The 17,170-nt window shown below is 64.9% G+C and carries 16 protein-coding genes and 2 pseudogenes; 13 read left to right on the forward strand and 5 right to left on the reverse strand.

Annotation, left to right across the window (positions count from 1 at the left end; genetic code table 11):
- Window positions 1-500 precede the first annotated feature (500 nt).
- On the forward strand, window positions 501-1,091 hold the full coding sequence (locus tag ACZ7EG_RS15260; RefSeq protein WP_471077674.1) for a hypothetical protein: 591 nt from the start codon (window positions 501-503) through the stop codon (window positions 1,089-1,091).
- 195 nt (window positions 1,092-1,286) lie between these two features.
- Entirely contained in the window at window positions 1,287-1,745 is a 459-nt protein-coding gene (gene mscL, locus ACZ7EG_RS15265) for a large conductance mechanosensitive channel protein MscL (protein WP_344464226.1), read from the forward strand.
- Window positions 1,746-1,905: 160 nt separating this feature from the next.
- Here mscL and ACZ7EG_RS15270 read toward each other — a convergent pair whose 3' ends face one another.
- Window positions 1,906-2,085 (reverse strand): hypothetical protein, encoded by a 180-nt coding sequence (locus tag ACZ7EG_RS15270; protein WP_053675926.1) that lies wholly within the window; start codon window positions 2,083-2,085, stop codon window positions 1,906-1,908.
- 56 nt (window positions 2,086-2,141) lie between these two features.
- Here ACZ7EG_RS15270 and ACZ7EG_RS15275 point away from each other — a divergent pair.
- From ACZ7EG_RS15275 to ACZ7EG_RS15305, 7 genes and pseudogenes are all read left to right on the forward strand, one after another.
- Window positions 2,142-2,393: pseudogene (locus tag ACZ7EG_RS15275) on the forward strand (low temperature requirement protein A); the annotation flags it as partial.
- Window positions 2,394-3,211: 818 nt separating this feature from the next.
- Entirely contained in the window at window positions 3,212-3,466 is a 255-nt protein-coding gene (locus ACZ7EG_RS15280) for a hypothetical protein (protein ID WP_471078792.1), read from the forward strand.
- Window positions 3,438-3,953 (forward strand): DUF6879 family protein, encoded by a 516-nt coding sequence (locus ACZ7EG_RS15285; protein ID WP_471077678.1) that lies wholly within the window; start codon window positions 3,438-3,440, stop codon window positions 3,951-3,953. Before ACZ7EG_RS15280 ends, ACZ7EG_RS15285 begins: the two co-directional genes overlap by 29 nt.
- 20 nt (window positions 3,954-3,973) lie before the next feature.
- Window positions 3,974-4,828, forward strand: coding sequence for a helix-turn-helix domain-containing protein (locus tag ACZ7EG_RS15290; RefSeq protein WP_471077681.1), 855 nt, complete (start codon window positions 3,974-3,976; stop codon window positions 4,826-4,828).
- A 144-nt stretch (window positions 4,829-4,972) separates the two neighbouring features.
- Window positions 4,973-5,734, forward strand: a complete 762-nt coding sequence (locus ACZ7EG_RS15295) for a hypothetical protein (RefSeq protein ID WP_471077684.1) — start codon at window positions 4,973-4,975, stop codon at window positions 5,732-5,734.
- Between the two features lie 167 nt (window positions 5,735-5,901).
- A complete protein-coding gene (locus tag ACZ7EG_RS15300) occupies window positions 5,902-6,825 on the forward strand; it encodes an HNH endonuclease (protein WP_471077687.1) in 924 nt (307 codons plus the stop codon).
- A 194-nt stretch (window positions 6,826-7,019) separates the two neighbouring features.
- Window positions 7,020-7,601, forward strand: coding sequence for a hypothetical protein (locus ACZ7EG_RS15305; protein WP_471077690.1), 582 nt, complete (start codon window positions 7,020-7,022; stop codon window positions 7,599-7,601).
- Window positions 7,602-8,105: 504 nt separating this feature from the next.
- Here the strand turns inward: ACZ7EG_RS15305 and ACZ7EG_RS15310 are convergent.
- From ACZ7EG_RS15310 to ACZ7EG_RS15325, 4 genes are all read right to left on the reverse strand, one after another.
- A complete protein-coding gene (locus ACZ7EG_RS15310) occupies window positions 8,106-8,576 on the reverse strand; it encodes a hypothetical protein (RefSeq protein WP_471077693.1) in 471 nt (156 codons plus the stop codon).
- A gap of 16 nt (window positions 8,577-8,592) precedes the next feature.
- Window positions 8,593-8,913, reverse strand: a complete 321-nt coding sequence (locus tag ACZ7EG_RS15315; protein WP_471077696.1) for a hypothetical protein — start codon at window positions 8,911-8,913, stop codon at window positions 8,593-8,595.
- A 589-nt stretch (window positions 8,914-9,502) separates the two neighbouring features.
- Window positions 9,503-9,952, reverse strand: a complete 450-nt coding sequence (locus ACZ7EG_RS15320; protein WP_471077699.1) for a hypothetical protein — start codon at window positions 9,950-9,952, stop codon at window positions 9,503-9,505.
- Window positions 9,953-10,915: 963 nt separating this feature from the next.
- The gene (locus ACZ7EG_RS15325) at window positions 10,916-12,604 is read right to left on the reverse strand and encodes a recombinase family protein (protein ID WP_471077702.1); all 1,689 of its coding nucleotides are present in this window, start codon (window positions 12,602-12,604) and stop codon (window positions 10,916-10,918) included.
- A gap of 106 nt (window positions 12,605-12,710) precedes the next feature.
- On the opposite strand from ACZ7EG_RS15325, the pseudogene ACZ7EG_RS15330 reads away from it, so the two are divergent.
- The 4 genes and pseudogenes from ACZ7EG_RS15330 to ACZ7EG_RS15345 all read left to right on the forward strand — a co-directional run.
- Window positions 12,711-13,697, forward strand: a pseudogene (locus ACZ7EG_RS15330) (low temperature requirement protein A); the annotation flags it as partial.
- 101 nt (window positions 13,698-13,798) lie between these two features.
- Window positions 13,799-14,827: a P1 family peptidase gene (locus tag ACZ7EG_RS15335; RefSeq protein WP_471077705.1), complete on the forward strand. Its 1,029-nt coding sequence runs from the start codon at window positions 13,799-13,801 to the stop codon at window positions 14,825-14,827.
- Window positions 14,828-15,006: 179 nt separating this feature from the next.
- The gene (locus ACZ7EG_RS15340; protein ID WP_471077708.1) at window positions 15,007-16,224 is read left to right on the forward strand and encodes a L,D-transpeptidase; all 1,218 of its coding nucleotides are present in this window, start codon (window positions 15,007-15,009) and stop codon (window positions 16,222-16,224) included.
- A 191-nt stretch (window positions 16,225-16,415) separates the two neighbouring features.
- The gene (locus ACZ7EG_RS15345) at window positions 16,416-17,162 is read left to right on the forward strand and encodes a DUF6227 family protein (RefSeq protein WP_471077711.1); all 747 of its coding nucleotides are present in this window, start codon (window positions 16,416-16,418) and stop codon (window positions 17,160-17,162) included.
- Window positions 17,163-17,170 lie beyond the last annotated feature (8 nt).

Genomic DNA, 17,170 nt, shown 5'->3' on the forward strand with positions numbered 1-17,170 from the left:
TGGCGGCTCCGGCGGCTCCTGCTGTGGCGGCTCCGGCGGCTCCTGCTGTGGCGGCTCCGGCGGCTCCTGCTGTGGCGGGTCTGGCGGCTCCTGCTGTGGCGGCTCCGGCGGCTCCTGCTGTGGCGGCTCCGGCGGCTCCTGCTGTGGCGGCTCCGGCGGCTCCTGCTGTGGCGGCTCCGGCGGCTCCTGCTGTGGCGGCTCCGGCGGCTCCTGCTGTGGCGGCTCCGGCGGCTCCTGCTCTGGCACCTCTGTGGCGCGGGGCGTTCCGGGGCGGGGGGCGTTTCGGGGCGGGGCCGTGGGCGGGGGGGGGCACTCCTCGGGGGAGGGACGTTTCACGGGCGAACGGGGCGTCTCGGGGCGGGCGCGGGCGGGGGAACGTCCCGTTCGGGTGAGGGAGTTGTCCCCAGGCCGGTTGTGGGTCCACAGGCCTGAGCGGGCGGTGGTGCGAAGCCTCATCGTGGGGAGCGCAAGCCGGTCCCTCGTCGCAGGTGGTGGTCTCCGTGCCCTTCGCTCGTTCCTCGCTCGTGTCCTCTTCTCCCTCCTGGTCGCTCGCCTCGGGCCCGCCCGGGGCGGAGGTGCCCGCGACCCGTGAGGTTCCGCGGTTCGACCCGGTACGGGTGCGCGGCGGTCACCGCTCCGGCCGGCTCGTCCGGCACCGGCGGCGGGCGGTGGCCGTGGGGCTCGCGGTCACCGCGACGGCGCTCGTGGCGGCGGGTCCACGCGATACCGACGGGGCCCGTGGTCATCCCCGGACCCTGCCTCCCGCGCACACGGCGACGATGTCCGGCGGGCAGCCCGCACACCCGCGGCGCGCCGCTGGGCCGGTGACCGCCCCGGTCCGGATCTCCGACGCGGCCACCGTGCGGCTGCTGCGGCCCGGTGACCGGGTCGACGTCATCGCCGCGGAGGGGGCGGTGCCGGGTGGCGATGCCCGGGTGGTCGCGCGCGGGGCCAGGGTCACGAAGGTGCCGGAGCCGGTGGAGGGCGCGGGCGACAGCGGGGCGCTGGTCGTGCTGTCGGTGCCGCGGGCCGTCGCCGCGCGGCTGGCCGGTGCCGGTGCCACCGGACGACTGGCGGTGACGTTGTGGTGACGGGCGTGGTCCTGTCCGGCCTGGTCGTGTCCGGCTTGGTCCTGTCCGGCCTGGTCGTGTCCGGCGCGGTGATGACGGTGGCGGCGCCGTCACGCCCTTCGTTGGAGGGACCCAGGTGCTCGGTGCGGGCCGGCATTGACGTAGGTTGCGGAGCGTTTTGTTCCACAAGCTGCTCGTGTGAGGAGATGCCCCGAGGTGAGCGAGAAGAAGGAGTCGAGCGTCCTGCAGGGCTTCAAAGCCTTCCTGATGCGCGGGAACGTCGTCGATCTGGCAGTGGCGGTGGTGATCGGTGCCGCCTTCACCAACATAGTGAACGCCGTGGTGAAGGGGATCATCAACCCGGTCGTCGGTGCCATCGGGACCAAGAACCTCGACCACTACAGCTCGTGCCTGAGCTCGACCTGCGAGGGCGAGCAGGGCATCCAGATCCTGTGGGGCTCCGTACTGGGCGCGACCCTGAGCTTCGTGATCACCGCGGCGGTCGTCTACTTCCTGATGGTCCTGCCCATGGCGAAGTACCTGGCGCGGCAGGAGGCCCGCCGCAAGGCCAAGGAGGGCACGCAGGAGATCATCGAGGTGACCGAGCTGGAGGTCCTGAAGGAGATCCGGGACGCCCTGGTCGCCCAGCGCGGCTCGGGACACGACCGGCAGTAGCGGCGCTGCGGGGGGCCGGACGAGCGCTACGGGCGGTGGCGGCCCGGCCGGTCGCACAACGGACGGTGGCCAAGCCGGTTGCACAACGGGCGGTGGCCCGGCCGGTTGCACAACGGGCGGTGGCCCGGCCGGTCGCACAACGGGCGGTGGCCCGGCGGGTTCAGATGTGGTGGGGCGGCTTCTCGTCCAGGAAGCGCTTGAGGTCCGCCGCACTGCCGCCGGAGTCGGTGCGCTCGCCCCATCCGCGGTCGGTGTCGTCGGAGGACTGCTGGTCGAGCGGGTCGTCGAAGACCAGCGCGGGCTTCGGCTCGCGCGGCTCGGGGCCGGGGACGGTACTCATGCGACCAGGGTACGGTCGCGAAGACATTCCCGGTGCCTTCTGCTGTGCTGGGACGCATGACGTCCAGCCCCGCTCCCCCGCCCGTCCCCTCCGGCGTGACCGGCGGCCGGGGACCGCTGCGCAGGCTCCGGGCCCGCGGCCGCGACGAGGTGCACCGGACGGCCTCGCCGCTGGAGCTCTTCTTCGACCTCTGCTTCGTCGTGGCCGTCGCCCAGGCCGGCATCGAACTGGTGCACTCCGTCGCCGAGGGGCACGCGGGCCAGGGGATCGTCGACTACGCGATGGTGTTCTTCGCCCTGTGGTGGGCGTGAACCAACGGAACAACAGGTTACCGCGAAGCCCTGACCAGGGGCTATGACCAGTCAGCACGAAGCCCCGCCCATGCGCCACGGGAGACGCACAGACGGGGTAGCCGACACGCTGAGCCTTGATAGCCGTCCTCAGCGCGCCGGAGTCTCACCAGCGGATAGGTTCCGCATTCCCACCGACACAGGCGGGGCAGGCGCGCTTGAACGTCCATCCGCAGAGTGCGCACCCGTCGAATCCGCAACAGCCGTCACACCAGATTTCACGGAGTCCAGCGCAGCACCCGCACAGATCACCGTGCTTCCACAGGGACCAGGGTTCTTCTCCGCCCGTTCGTCCGGCGCGTGGCTTCGGATGATGCGCCGCATCCGGTCTTACAGACCTACGGGGTTGAGGTATTCGCCCGGCGGTGACGCGTAAACGCTCCGGGGCGGTGGTCATCCGTGTCCCTCGGGGTGCCGTGCCAAGAGGACGTTGCAGTCAGTCACGGTGGTCTGATCATTGCCCGCGCGCGCCCAATCCCGGACCTTCGCAAGCTCCGTGCAACTCGCGCAGCCTTCCACGGGTGTCGGTTCCAGATCACCGAGCCGCAACGGCAGCTCAACCGGAGCACTCGGATAGGTCTTCGGATCGCTCACATCCAACCCCCTGCATCACTTCCCTGCCATCTGCGTGCAGTCAACGACCGGGGGAGTTACGTACTCCATCAACTTGCATGGACTTGCACGTCAATTACTTTGCAGGCGGTCTTGACCAGGCACGCCAGCAAGGGAGGATGGCTGTGCAAGTCGAAGCAAACCGCGTACTGACGGAGGCTCACATGGCGCTACGGTTCGTCGGGATCGACCCGGACACTGATCTTGAGCATTGCCCTACCGTCTGGGCTGACGAAGAGGCGGGGGAACTGGTGGTGCAGGGATGGAAGGCCAGTGCTGAACTCCGTGCCGCCTGTGAGTCGAACAGCCCGGCTCACGGAACGATCCCGGACAGCGAAGAGGTCATCAGGATTCCGGCGCGCATGGTGCCGATGATCAGGGAAGCGTGTGATGCAGTCGAGCGTTCCGCCGTTCAGTGAGCTACTGGCCAACACCACGGAATCCGCCGTGCATCTGGAAATGCGGGATGACTACGGCAGCAACCCCCGGCTAGAAGCCTGGCAGCGTGGGGAGCGCGTTGACTGGGATGACCGCGAATCCTGGTGGCACCCGTTCCATCAGACGGTTGCGGATGCCGTAGCGCGCGGCGTGGTCATCCGACGTGCCCGCATCGTGTCGGAGCCTGTCAGCGAATACATCCGCTGGGAGCACTACGCGACACAGGCCAACGTCATTGCTGGCGAAGAGGTGCGCTGGTTGCCACGCAGTCAGGCAGACGGCTTCCTGGTGCCCGCAAATGACTTCTGGCTGTTCGATGGAAAGCTACTCCGCATCCATCACTTTGCAGGGAATGGGAACCACGTCACGGATGAACTCAGCACTGATGCCATGACGCTGAAACTGTGCGCCACGGCGTTTGAGGAGATCTGGCAGCGCGCTATTCCACACAGCGAATACACCATCTAGCACCAACGGACAGCTAACTCATGTCGTCGTCTCCTTCGTCCCGCGCCCAAGAGGCGAGGGAAGCCATAGCCGGTCGGCTCCGCGAAATGCGGCTAGATGCGGGGATCACGGCGCGTGAGTTGGCTGTTCGGTGCGGGTGGAGTGAGTCAAAGTCGTCACGCATCGAGCATGCGAAGACACCCCCTAGTGATGCGGATATTCGAGCCTGGTGCACGGCGTGCAGTGCCCCGGGGCAGGCGGATGACCTTATCGCTGCCAACCGGCAGGCGGATTCCATGTACGTCCAGTGGAAGCGACTACAGCGGACCGGCCTGAGGCGTCTACAGGAGTCGGGTGTACCTCTCTATGAGAAGACACGGCAATTCCATGTCTACTGCTCCAATGTGGTGCCAGGGTTCTTTCAAACCCCGGGGTATGCAACGGCCTTGTTGACTTCCATCGCAAAGTTCCGGGGAACGCCGGACGATGTGGCGGATGCGGTAACGGCCCGGATTAACCGGTCCCATGTTGTCCGCGAAGGTGACCACCGATTCGCCGTACTGATTGAGGAATCAGTCTTGCGGTACCGGATAGGAAGCCCTGACGTAATGGCCGCACAGCTTGGGCACCTGCTGTCCGTCATGGCGCTGCCTTCGGTCTCGCTCGGAATCATCCCATTCACAGCTTCCCGGGAATCATGGCCCCTTGAGACGTTCACCATTTTTGACGGCAAGCGCGTGCACGTCGAAACGCTGTCGGCAGCCATCAAGGAAACTCAGCCAAGTGATGTGGCGCTGTACGTTCGGGCGTTCGGGAATCTGCACGAAATTGCGTGCTATGGGGCTGACGCGCGCTCGCTGATCACCTCCGCTATTGATGCGCTTCCCGCAACCTGACGGGCCATCAGGAAAGGCAGGAGGCCCGTAGGTCCCCAGCGCGGCAGCGAGTGGCGGCGTGTTGATGTCTGATGCGTTGCGCCAGCTCTGCCAAGTTGTGGGAAACACCCCCTAGGGTGAGTTGCTGCGTGCATGATGTCGCTCATGCTGACAAGTCTTCTGCCGGGCTTCCGGCACCTCCGAACGCCGTTTGCTCTCGGTGTGCTGTGTGCGTTTCAGCTATGGATTCTGATAGGTGATCACGTACCTAGCCGTTCAGAAGCGCAGGGATTCATCGAGCGCATCTACACTTTGGGTGACGTTTCCGGTAGGGCGGCTGTCACGGCCGCGATTTCATTCCTGCTGTATCTGGTGGGCGATATCGTGCGTCTGTCATCAACCCAAATGGTGCACATTGTGGAACTGCTGAGACTTCCAAACATCGCCCCTCATCGATCTTCCACCCTGTCTGCCCAGTCAAGGTTTGCACTGAATGAATTCTCTGCAAATGCCTTTACGAAGAGAGGGGACGCGTCCTCTAGAGAAGGTATCAGCAGCTTGACGGAAAGAATAATGATGGAGTTCACAGAGATCAGAATGCGCCTGATTGCGAACCATCTGGACGTCTACCTAGAGCATGATCGATACGACGCTGAAGCTGACTTCCGTATGAACGTAGGCTTCTATTCGGTTCCTCTATGGCCCATCATCGCTTGGTACTGGACCCCATGGATGCTCCTCGGGGTCTTCGCCTCAGCGGTGTTGTTCGGTAACGGATTGAGGGCTCGCCGAGATGCTAATGAAATCCTGGTGCAAGCGATCGTGTCGAGAATTGTAGAGTCACGAATGTATCAGGAAGAAGCAGATCGAGATTTCGAACATTCCTCAGGGAGCGTGACGATCAGACGTAGGCCGAGCACACGTTGATACTCGCGCAAAGGCTTTCAGTTGCGGCGCTAGCTTTTTTCCTCCCTGCCGAGTAGCTAGGGAAGAGGGAGGGGGTGGCCCCCCAGGGAGCGCTAGTAGGTCCGTGCTGACGGTCGTCTGGGTGAAATGCGGAGCGCGAAACCCTGCTGACGAGTCATAATCTAGGCATGGACAAGCGAGAGCAGTGGTTCCGTGAGGGCGCACCACTCTTCCGGCAAGCACTCGAACAACTTCGGCTTGCTGATCGACTGCCGACCACTGAAGACGATTACTACGCGTGCCCGTGCTGTTTGATCGCATATCCGTTCGAAGCGATTGCAGCGAAAGTGCTGACCACGGAACACGTGCCACCCGATGCGCTCGGCGGAAAGGGAATGCTGCTCACGTGTAAGCGCTGCAACAACGATGCGGGTCGACATTTTGACGCTCATGCAATAAGGCGTGCGGACGTGCATAACTTCTTGCTGGGAAAGGAAACCAATCGACCCGTACGTGCTGTATTCCTGGCTGACGGCATCTCTGTACGAGGGGAGGTGCAGAGTTCCGGGACAGGATGGCTCATGCAGGGGGTCCCGAAACGAAATGACCCGGCGATGCTTGATGCCCACGAAAGGGCTCTACGCGAGGCATCTGAACGGGGCGAAGCGCCGAAGTTCAATTTCACACTGACGGAGCGCTTTTCACCTCAGCATGCGGATGTCTCATGGATTCGCTCCGCCTACTTGGCCGCATTCGCGGCCTTGGGCTGGCGCTACATTCTTCGGCCGGCACTTGATCCGATTCGCGCACAGTTGAAGTCTGATTCACTAACAGAACTTCCACTAACCATCGGATTCAACCCCAAAGCTGACAGTAATACTCGGTCAATCATGATTGTCAGAGAACCAGAGAACCTGAGCAGTGTCCATGTAGTCATCGGGCACTACACCGTACTTCTGCCGGACCCCTGGGGAACGCTTTCCTTGCAGGAGCTGGCAGAATCGATCTCAGAATTGCGAGACGAAACGGGGGGCGTTACTGCCACGTTGAGCGGCCAGATCGCAGATTGGCCGACAAAGCCCATGTACTTGCTAGATAAGGCGATTCGTTAGCGTCAGCACACGCGCCAGCGAAGTTGCGACGCAGCAAAGGCACAGGTCCGAAATGGTGGTGATTTCAGCCGGCTGAGGGTGCCCGGTTGCGGTAGCACACCCCGGGGAGAGACCCCCTTGCCGACACAGAGCAGCGCAGGGAGGGGAAAACCTGGCATGGCTAATTGCACAGTTTGTGCGGAGCGCCTGTGTCCTTGACCAGCTGCAATGCTCACCTCGAAGATGTCGGCATGGATGCAGGATTGGCGGCAGTGCTGGGCGCGTTGGCAGGCTCAGTAGCAACGATCGGCGCGGCATTTGCCACGGGCTGGGCACAAAGAGAGGGGGCGCGCATCACTGCGCGTTCCGAACATCGAAGGCAAAGGCGAGAGCCGCGATATGCAGCTTATCGCGAACTTATCGCTGCCGGATCAGTCATGCGCGGCCACATTGCCCTCAGTGGTTTAGATGAAGAAACCCTATTGAGCGAATTGGGTGAGGAATATAGAAACCTGCTGTTGGAAGATGCCCGGGATCTCAAGGAGAAGGCAATCAATGTGGCTCTGGCTGGGCCGAAAAAGGTTACCGGTGTTGCCATGAATATTGATCGCCTAAGTTGGGAACTTGCCGTCATTCTTACAAGTATCCATAAGCTAAATATCCCAGAAGGGCAAGCCATGCGCCAGCGAGTGGAAAGGCATGCCGAGAGAGTGGCGTCGGACCTGGTGCAGCATCTTGACAATTTCGTGCTATCGGCCCAAGCGGCCCTAGATGACGACGGCAGTCGTCGCAGATAGAAGCCCGGGTGAGCTGCCCTGTGTCCGGCCCGCACAGGGCAGCTATCATCACCGCTGCATCCATGCCCGGTAGCAAGCCAGGCACATTGATTTCCGGTAGCCCGGGGAATCCGGTCGGGAAACGCCCCGGGCTATGAGCTGAGCGCGCGTCAGAGGATAGAAACAGTTCACGTCTGCTGCCACGCCTAGACCGTCTTCCGTGCACAGTTCACAGAACGGGCTATCAGCCATAGTGGCCAGCCCACATCTGCCGCAGCACGTCTAGCGGAATGGTCGGAGGCGTCAGCGGATTGCCCGCAGCGTCATAGTGCGTCAGGTCAACCAGCGCGTTTCGCATTCGGACAGTGCCCCGGGTTACCGGCGCTGCACCAGGCTGAGGGAAGACCACGTCCGCCGGACTCTGCGTGTCAGCGAAGCACGGGGCTCCATTCACGTCCCGGGGCCAAACCAGGTAAGCAGGCTGGCCGTTGTAGTTCGGCCCCGGGTCGAGTAGGTCATGTGCCATTACTGGACCAGCCATTCAGCCGCTAGCTTGTCCGCAAGATCAGAGCCGTGCCGCCGGGAAGCTGTGACAATCGCCTCTTCAAGCCGGTCCGCAATGCGCATGTCTCGCTCCGGAAGATCCCGGGCGAATGTGTCGTCAGGGTGCTGCTCGTGCAGCCGGTAATAGGCGCTACGCGCATGGGAACGGACAGCGTTTCGCTTTGCACGCTCTATCCAGAAGTGAGCCACAGCGGCAATCGGGTCAGCACCCTCATAGATGGCATCAGCGGCAGACTTCGAGCCGACTTCCTGTAGCTCTTCGTCAAGCGTCTGCCACTGGGCGAGAAACGCAGTGTCCTTCTCCTGCTGTCGTTCAAGGCGCTCAGTGGCCTTCTGAGCCTGCCGGGCGGCCTCAATGGCCTCAGCCTCAGCCAGCTTCGCGGTAGCCGCCTCAGCGGCCTTACGCACCTTCTCAAGGTCAATGGCGGTCATGGTGTCTAGTGCCCTTTCAGTTGCTGGTGCCGTAGCCACGCGCAATGCGCTGCTCAGGGGTTAGGTCAGCGTCACCCGCGCTGGTCTGTCGCTGGCCGGTCTCGCCTAGCTGAGCGGCAGCCTTACGGGCAACCGTCGCGTAGCCCATGGCCATTCGCGTAGAAGGGTCAATCTCAACTCCGCGCGCCTCAGCGGCCTTTAGGTGCGAAACCATCGCGTCCCCCTCAGCGCTGGCGGAAGATGCAATGGACTCAAGGTGCTTGCGCTTGCGCTCAGGGTCGTTGGTGTCGAGTGCACCCGGGTCAACGGTGCGCATGTACCAAGGGGTTTCAGTCATTGGGACGATTCCTTTCAAGGGAAGGTGGCACCTACGGATTTCCGGAGGTGGTCAGTGCCGGTACCAAACCCGGTCGTGAAGCGCTGGATTTTTGGGGCGAAGTCCTATGTAGCGCTTGCCGTATCGCCGGTCAGCGCGCTTGTAGCCTGTGGCGCGTAGCAGACGGTCAAAGGTGCCTAGCGGAATGAAGCTGGGATCGCTGACTTCCTTGCACGCATCGAAAAGGAGCTGTGCTTGCGTCCGCATTCGGGCACTCTTCGAGAGCTTCACCGACAATGCGCGCGAACTTCTCGACGTACTTCCGGTCAGTCTCAGTGAGATTCGGCATGCTCACCACCCAGGCCAAGGATGCGGAGCACGGCAAGGGCGGCGAAAAGCTCAGAGCGCGCGTGCTCATCCTTCGGCACGATTGCGTGGTCTTCGAGAATGTCTACGGCCTGTGAGGCTCCGATTGCATCCATTGGGATTACTCCGAATTTCCTAGGTGAGAGGGGTCAGCCGGCTCGATTTTCAGGGTTTTTTCGGCACGGCTCAAGAAAAGGGAGGGCAGGGGGCCGCCCCATGTCCATTTCAGCCCCCTGCCCTGGTCTCAGATAGCGCCTGACGTTCGGGGAATGTGGCGCTCACCGGAAGTCTCGGCAAGAGCGGCGGATTGTTCGGGGCTGATGTTGCCGAGTGCCGTTTCCCGCACGCGCCAACTGTGGAAGGTGGAAGCCGTCACAGCCCCCCTGTGCTCTTCGTCGTAGCGCTGTTGTCCGGCTTCCGTCAGCGCGTCGGCAACGGCGGCAAGGACCGGCTTACCGTGCTGCCGGAATGCGCGGTCATAGGCACGGTGGTCACGCTTGCAGAGAGGCATGTAATAGGCCGTGCTCTCAGACCACAGGTAGCCATCCCGGTAAACCTCATCCGGGTCCTGGTGGTTGTAACTCCACTCAGCGGCGAAGGTTCCGCAGAACTGACAGGGCTTGTGGCTGGCCGGTCCCTTGACCTGAACAACGCGCTTGTGCGCTGCCTTGTACTCATACTCTGCCGTAGGCATGGTGGAAGTCCTCTTGTGGTAGCCCGCGTATCGACGCGCGGAAACGAGAAAAGCCCCCAGACACGGGGAGTGAAAGAAGGGGCTACCACGCGCCTTCAATCGCTCAACCCGTGCCCGGAGGCCGGTCTGATGGCTATGGATACTCCCCCATAGCTGGGGCTGTTCTACGGGCCTGGTGTGGTAGCCGCCCGCGCTGAGGGGTTAACTCCCCCTTCACCCTGGTACTAGGGAGTGGAGTGCCTAGCGGCACGCGACTAATAGCCCGCCGACCTGCACAGATACGGAAATGCTCAAATTTAAATGTGGTGCACGTCACGCGAGAATGCAAAATCGGACGATTCTTGTAGTGTAGGAATGCAGATTTGGGGTGGGGTCGCCGTATTGCTTAGGAACTCCTAGAGCCGAATACGGGGAAGGTGCATTACTACACTAACTACATTCATGCAGGTCAGATAAGGTTTCCCGATGGGGCGTCAGAAACCTTTCTACACAGGGCCGGTTTTCGCTCCGCTTTCCGCTGTCTCCCCTCAAGGCTCTGAGCGGCCCCCTGAGCCCCCGTCCGCCGTCGCCGGTAGCCGGGCAGTCCAGAGCCCTGAAAGCCCCTCAGCCAGGCTCGCAGGGCAGCAGAAAGCCCCGCCGGGCATTGCTGCTTGACGGGGCTTGGTGGTGCTACGCGGCAAGAGCCCCCGGGAAGCCCATGAGTGCCTGTTGCAGCGCCTCAAGCCGCCCTATGCGCCCCGCGTTCGTACGCTGCCGTCCCCGGTCCTCACAGCGCCGTACAGGGCTTCGAGTTGACGTGCGATGCGCTTCCACTCCACCTCACGGAACCAGGCTGCCTCTTCGGCTTCCTGCCGGGCTTCGAACTCCGCGCGTGTCATATCCTGGTGCCTTCCCTTGAGAGGGACACCAGCCCGGTCTACTCGCCAAAGTCCGGCCGGGCTGGTGCCGATTCAATTTTTTGGCTCAGGCAGCCGTTTGAGTACGGCGCTCTTCCCACCTATCCCATGCGGATTCTGCCGCCGGGTTAACGCTGTCGTCACGCCACTCAGGCTCAAGCCGATCCATAATCGGTGTCCGGTCTCCCCTGAACTTCGGTGGCAGCAGAGTCACACTCTTCAATGCGGCTTGCAGGAGCGCGCGTTGCCCCTCAATCCCGGCAACCTGCCAAAGGCCAGCCAGCGCTTCGGGGTCCATCAGCGGGGAGAGATCTGCTTCTTCCGAAAGCTCTGCCAATTCCGTTTTCAGTGCGCTGATCTGTGCCGAGAGTTCAGCGCGCAGAGTCTCGTAAAGCGTCTCGTCCATGCCTCCACCGATAAAGAACTCTTTTTGGAGCCTGAGTTCACGCCCTGCCGCGTTGTCCAGCGCTGCCGAGACTGCCCGCTTACGGGATTCCTTGGCGGGGTCCTGATAGGTCAGCCAGCGTCGCGCAATGGCCTGAATGGTGGGTGATTCCGGCGACAGGCACAGAATGTGGTTGATCCACATCACTGCAACGGCTTCGTCAGCGCGTTCACGCATGGTGGCGATTCCCTCGCACACAGACGGCCCCTGATTGATCCGGGCTAGGCACCGGTAATTGCGTCCGCCGTTACCCATGGGTCCCTTGCAACGCGGGCAGCGCAGAATACCCGTCAGGATCGTTGCTGCCTTGCGCTTGCCACGCGTCCGGTCCCCGATGGATGTACCAGGGCGGGAACGTGCGGCGAACTTCGAGAGAATCTGTTCCCGCTCCGCGAAGCTGATTACCCCCTGCCCGGCCTTAACGGGGTGACCATCCGGCCCCATGAGCGGATTGCCGCCACGGTGCCACTTGTCCAGCGGGTTGCCGAACTCATCCTTAGCGCGTTCACGGTCCGGTATGAGTCCAGCCCAGCTAGGTGACTGCGCAAGATGGATGATGGTCTGTGCCCGCCATTGCTTGCCCTTACGGGTCTTGATTCCCTCGCTGTTTAGCATCTCAGCAATGTCCGCCGGGGTGTTGCCATTCAGCAGTGCCTCAGCAATTCTGCGCGCTGTCGGGTACTCCGCCGGGTCGTGTTCCAGCTTCCCCGTCCCCTTGGGGCAACGGAGGCCGTAGGGCACTACTCCCCCGGGCCAGCGTCCCTCTGCCTTGTGCGCGTCTCCGCCTGCCTTCGTGCGAAACGCGATATCTGCGGCTTCTTCCCGGGCACGCTCACTCAAGAAGGCAATGACCATCCGCGCCCCACGCTGGGAACTGTCCAACCCCTCTGTAACGCTGACCAGCCGTGCCCCGCGCTTCTCGAATTCGTCCAGCAAGAGGCCAACAGCGCCCATGCCCCGGCGGCTGAGTCGGTCCAGCTTCCACACATAGAGCGTCTTGCTGAGTCCTTCGACAATGGCGGCAGTTGCCTTCTCGAATTCCTCGCGCCGTACGTGCGCCTTGCTTGCTGAGCGCTGTTCGAACCAGACATGCCGGATCTTCGTGCCCCCAGTGGCAGCCGCACGGCAAACGTCCCGGACGTGCGCCCGGAGAGTGGCCAAGTCGTCGCGCTTCTTGCTGCGCCTGATGTACACCTCTGCCAGTTCGTCAGGGTCCCCCGTGGCCGGTTCCCAGAGCCCCAGCGTCCGAAGCTCTTCGTCTTCGAAGCCCAGCGCCCGCAGGGTGGGAAGGTCATCGCGTTCCATGCTCATCCGTCCGCCGTAGGTGGCCGCCTCTACGGGTTGGTGTGAGCGGGTGGAGTGCCTAGTTTCCGCGTTTCACCAGGTCAGAGGCGGTGATGTACCGTTGGTTCACGGGTGGGCGTGGATGAACTTCACCTGGTTCGCTTCGGCGTACGACAACGACGACGTGCTCTACCGGGTCGTCACGCTGGTGCAGATCGCGGGTGTGCTGGTCCTTGCGGCGGGGGTCTCGCAGGCGTTCGAGGAGCACGAGTACCTCGTGGTCTGGCTGGGCTACGCGATCATGCGGGTGGCGATGGCGGCGCAGTGGCTGCGGGCGGCCCGGGCCGGGGAGGGCCCGGAGCGCACGACTGCCCTGCGCTACGCCGGCGGTGTGCTGGCGTGCCAGGTCGGCTGGCTGGGGCTGCTGCTCCTGCCCGAGGGGGCCCGGCCCTGGTGGTTCCTGATGATGGCGCTGCTGGAGATGTGCGTGCCGCCCCTCGCGGAGAGGGGCCACACCACGTCCTGGCATCCCCGCCACATCGCGGAGCGGTACGGGTTGTTCACCATCATCGTGCTCGGCGAGACGATCGCGGCGGCCACGGTCGCGGTGAAGTCCGGCATCGACGAGAACGACGCGCTGAGCGAGCTCCTCCCCATCGCGGCGGGTGGGCTGCTGATCGTCTTCGCGGCCTGGTGGATCTACTTCGCGGTGCCCGTCCACGCCCATCTGCGATCCAACCGGCAGGCGTTCCTGTGGGGCTACGGCCACTACCTGGTGTTCGCCTCCGCGGCGGCGATCGGGGCCGGGCTGGAGGTCGCCGTGGAGGAGACGGTCGGCAAGGCGCACATCTCCACGCTGGCGGCGTCGGCTGCCGTGACCCTGCCGACGGCTCTGTACCTGCTCACGGTGTGGGTCCTGCACTCGCGCCACTTCAAGCGGGGCATCACCCAGCAGCTGGTGCTGCCGACGACGGCCCTGCTGGTGATCTGCTGCACGTTCCTGGGGCACTGGGCGGTGTTCGCGGCAGGCGTGGTCTGCGCGTTGTCGGTGGTGGCCGGAGAGACCGTGGCCGCGCGCCGGGCCGCTGGGGAGAGCGGGCCGGCCACACGCACCGGGTGAGGGCCTCCGCATTCCCCTCCCCGCGCACGTCAACGCGCTGACGCGGCGCCCACCGGCTCGGTGCGTCCGCAGGGAGCGACGGCTGGACGAGACTGTGGCTCATGACAGTTGACGCACTGACGGATGTCTCGGGCCTGCGGGTCGGGCATGCGACACGCACCGGCGACGGTTGGCTCACCGGCACCACGGTCGTACTCGCCCCGGAGGGCGGGGCCGTGGCCGCCGTGGACGTGCGGGGCGGCGGGCCCGGCACCAAGGAGACGGACGCGCTCGACCCGCGCAACGTGGTGCGCAAGGTCGAGGCGGTCGTGCTGACCGGCGGCAGCGCCTACGGGCTCGACGCCGCGGCGGGGGTGATGGCCTGGCTGGAGGAGCGGGGGCGTGGGATCCGGGTCGGGGCGGATCCGGCGCATGTGGTGCCGGTGGTGCCCGCCGCGTGCGTCTTCGACCTGGGGCGGGGCGGTGACTTCCGGGCCCGTCCGGACGCGGCGACCGGCCGGGCCGCGGTGGAGGCGGCCGCGGCGAGCGAGCTGGGCGCCCAGGTGCCCCAGGGGTGCGTGGGAGCGGGCACGGGAGCCGTGGTCGGGGTGGTGAAGGGCGGTGTCGGCAGCGCGAGCACGGTGCTCGGCTCGGGGATCACCGTGGCCGCGCTGGTGGTGGCCAACGCGGCGGGGTCGACGGTGGATCCGGAAACGGGGGTGCTGTACGGGGAGTTGTTCCAGGGGCGGGTGGAGTACCCGGGGGCGGAGGTCCACGCGGCCGCGCAGCGGCGTCTCGCCGAGACGGCCGCGAGGAGCACGCCACCGCCGCTCAACACCACGCTCGCGGTGGTCGCCACGGACGCGGATCTGTCCAAGGCGCAGGCGCAGAAGCTGGCCGGCACGGCGCACGACGGCATCGCCCGTGCGGTGTGTCCGGTGCATCTCCTCAACGACGGGGACACGGTGTTCACGCTGGCGACCGGCGACCGCGCCCTGGACGCCGCGGACCCGCTCGCCCTGAACGAGATCCTCGCGGCGGGTGCCGACATGGTGACGCGCGCGATCGTCCGGGCCGTGCGCGCCGCGGAGCCGGTGGACGGTCCGGGCGGGGCGTGGCCGTCGTACGGGGAGTTGTACGCGGGCCGTTGAACAGGCGCGCTGCGCACAGCGGATGGACGGCGGGCACGGACAGCGGACCGGGAATTTGTCGCGGTTCTGTCACGTGACGGCCTTCATGGGGAACGGACGGAACCCGACCGGCCCCCGGGCCCCTCTACTCCCACGTACTGGAGCGGATCACGCAACATCACACGAACTGGGAGCAGCCCGTGACAACGCCGAACATTTCAGCGCGGCGCACTCTGGGGGCCTGTGCCGCCCTGGTGGTCGGCGCCCTGACCCTCACCGCCTGCGGTGGCAGCGCCAAAGCCAAGGACGACGAGAAGGGCGGCAAGGGCGGCACCAAGACGTCCGTCGCGAAGATCGCCATCTCGGCGAAGGACGGTTCGACGGGCGCGTCCATCAACGCGACCGGCGTGAAGGTCAGCGAAGGGAAGCTGACCGACGTGAAGATGACGGTGGCGGGCAGCGGTCAGACGGTTGCGGGGTCGATCTCCGGCGACGGCAAGGCGTGGAAGCCGAAGGAGCAGCTGGAGCGCGGGACCAAGTACCAGATATCGGCGACCGCCAAGGACGCGGACGGCCGGACGGCCGCGGCCAACTCCATTTTCACGACGGTGACGACGTCCAACAGCTTCATCGGGACGTACACGCCGGACAACGGCACGACGGTCGGCGTGGGCATGCCGGTGTCGTTCACCTTCGACAAGGCCATCACCGCGCGCAAGGACGTGCAGTCGCACATCACGGTGACCTCCAGCAGCGGGCAGAAGGTCGTCGGGCACTGGTTCAACGGGCAGCGGCTCGACTTCCGGCCGGAGGAGTACTGGAAGGCCGGCTCCAAGGTCACGATGAAGATCGACCTGGACGGGGTCGAGGGCGCGAACGGCGTCTACGGCGTGCAGAAGAAGACGGTCACCTTCACGGTGGGCCGTTCGCAGGTCTCCACGGTCGACGTCAACACCCAGACCATGACGGTGGTCCGGGACGGCAAGACCGTCAAGACGGTCCCGATCTCGGCGGGCAGCCCGGAGCACACCACGTACAACGGGCAGATGGTGATCTCCGAGAAGTTCGTCCAGACCCGGATGAACAGCCGGACGGTCGGGCTGGGTGGCGAGTACGACATCCCGGACGTGCCGCACGCGATGCGTCTGACGACGTCGGGCACGTTCATCCACGGCAACTACTGGTACAACAAGGGCAACCCGCCGTTCGGCCGCCAGGGCACCAGCCACGGCTGCGTGGGCCTCGCCGACGTCCAGGGAGCGGGGGGCAGCACTCCCGCCAAGTGGTTCTACGACAACTCCCTCATCGGGGACGTGGTGATCGTGAAGAACTCCCCGGACAAGACGGTGGCGCCGGACAACGGGCTCAACGGCTGGAACATGGCGTGGAGCCAGTGGACCGCGGACAGCGCTTCCTGACCGGCTGGGAGACCACCTGAAGAACCGTCCCAGCTGGGGTTTTTGACGGACCGAACGGGTCGCGCGGGAACTTTTCGCGCGGCCCGCGCGTTTTCCCGGACGTACGTTTTCTCGGTTCCCGGACACGATGTCCGACCGAGGGGCTACGGTATGCACCCACAAGGTGACATGCAGCAACGCCGGGAGAAACCTTGAGCGTTCCGTACGAGACGGCAGCGTACGAACCCCACGACTCGCCCGAGACTCCGGAGGAGCACCTCGCGCGACTCCTCGGCCGCGCCCTGAACTCCTTCGAGCTACCGGACGAGGCGATAAGGCGCCTGGACTGCGCGCTGGCCCACGACGGTTCGCTGCATTCCGCGCACCACAGCGCGGGCCTGCACCGGGAGACGTACCGGCACACGTGGCTGCTCGCCGACGGTTCGGCGCTCACCCTGTGGGAGCTCGTCCACAACACCGCGCCGGGCAGCGAGCCGCAGCACGAGGTGTACGTCGACGAGGAGGAGTTGCGCGCCGCCACCACGCGGCTGCCGCTGCCGCCGGACACCCCGGACTTCGAACTGCCGGTGACGGTGCAGCTGTCACCGGTCCCCGCCCCGCGGCACGCGTACGCCGCGGAGAATTCGGCGGACCACGCGCGCAGGTTACTGCGCCGGGCGGAGAACGTGGACCGGCCGGGCAGGGACACGGCGGCCCGGCTGGCCACGGCGTCCGGGCACCAGATCACCCAGGCCTTCGGCCGGCCGTGCCGCGCGGGCCGGGCGGGGCTGGGCTTCTCGCTCTACGAGCACGCGTTCCTGCTGCGTGACGGCGCCGAGGTCTCCCTCTGGGAGGTCGAGCACACGGCGACGCCGGACGGGCGGCACATGTGTGAGGTGTACACCAGCGAGGACGCCGCGCGCGAGGCGATGGAGCGGCGGGCGTCGCAGCTGTCCTGAGGCAGCAC

Source organism: Streptomyces sp. NPDC037100, from assembly GCF_055606225.1.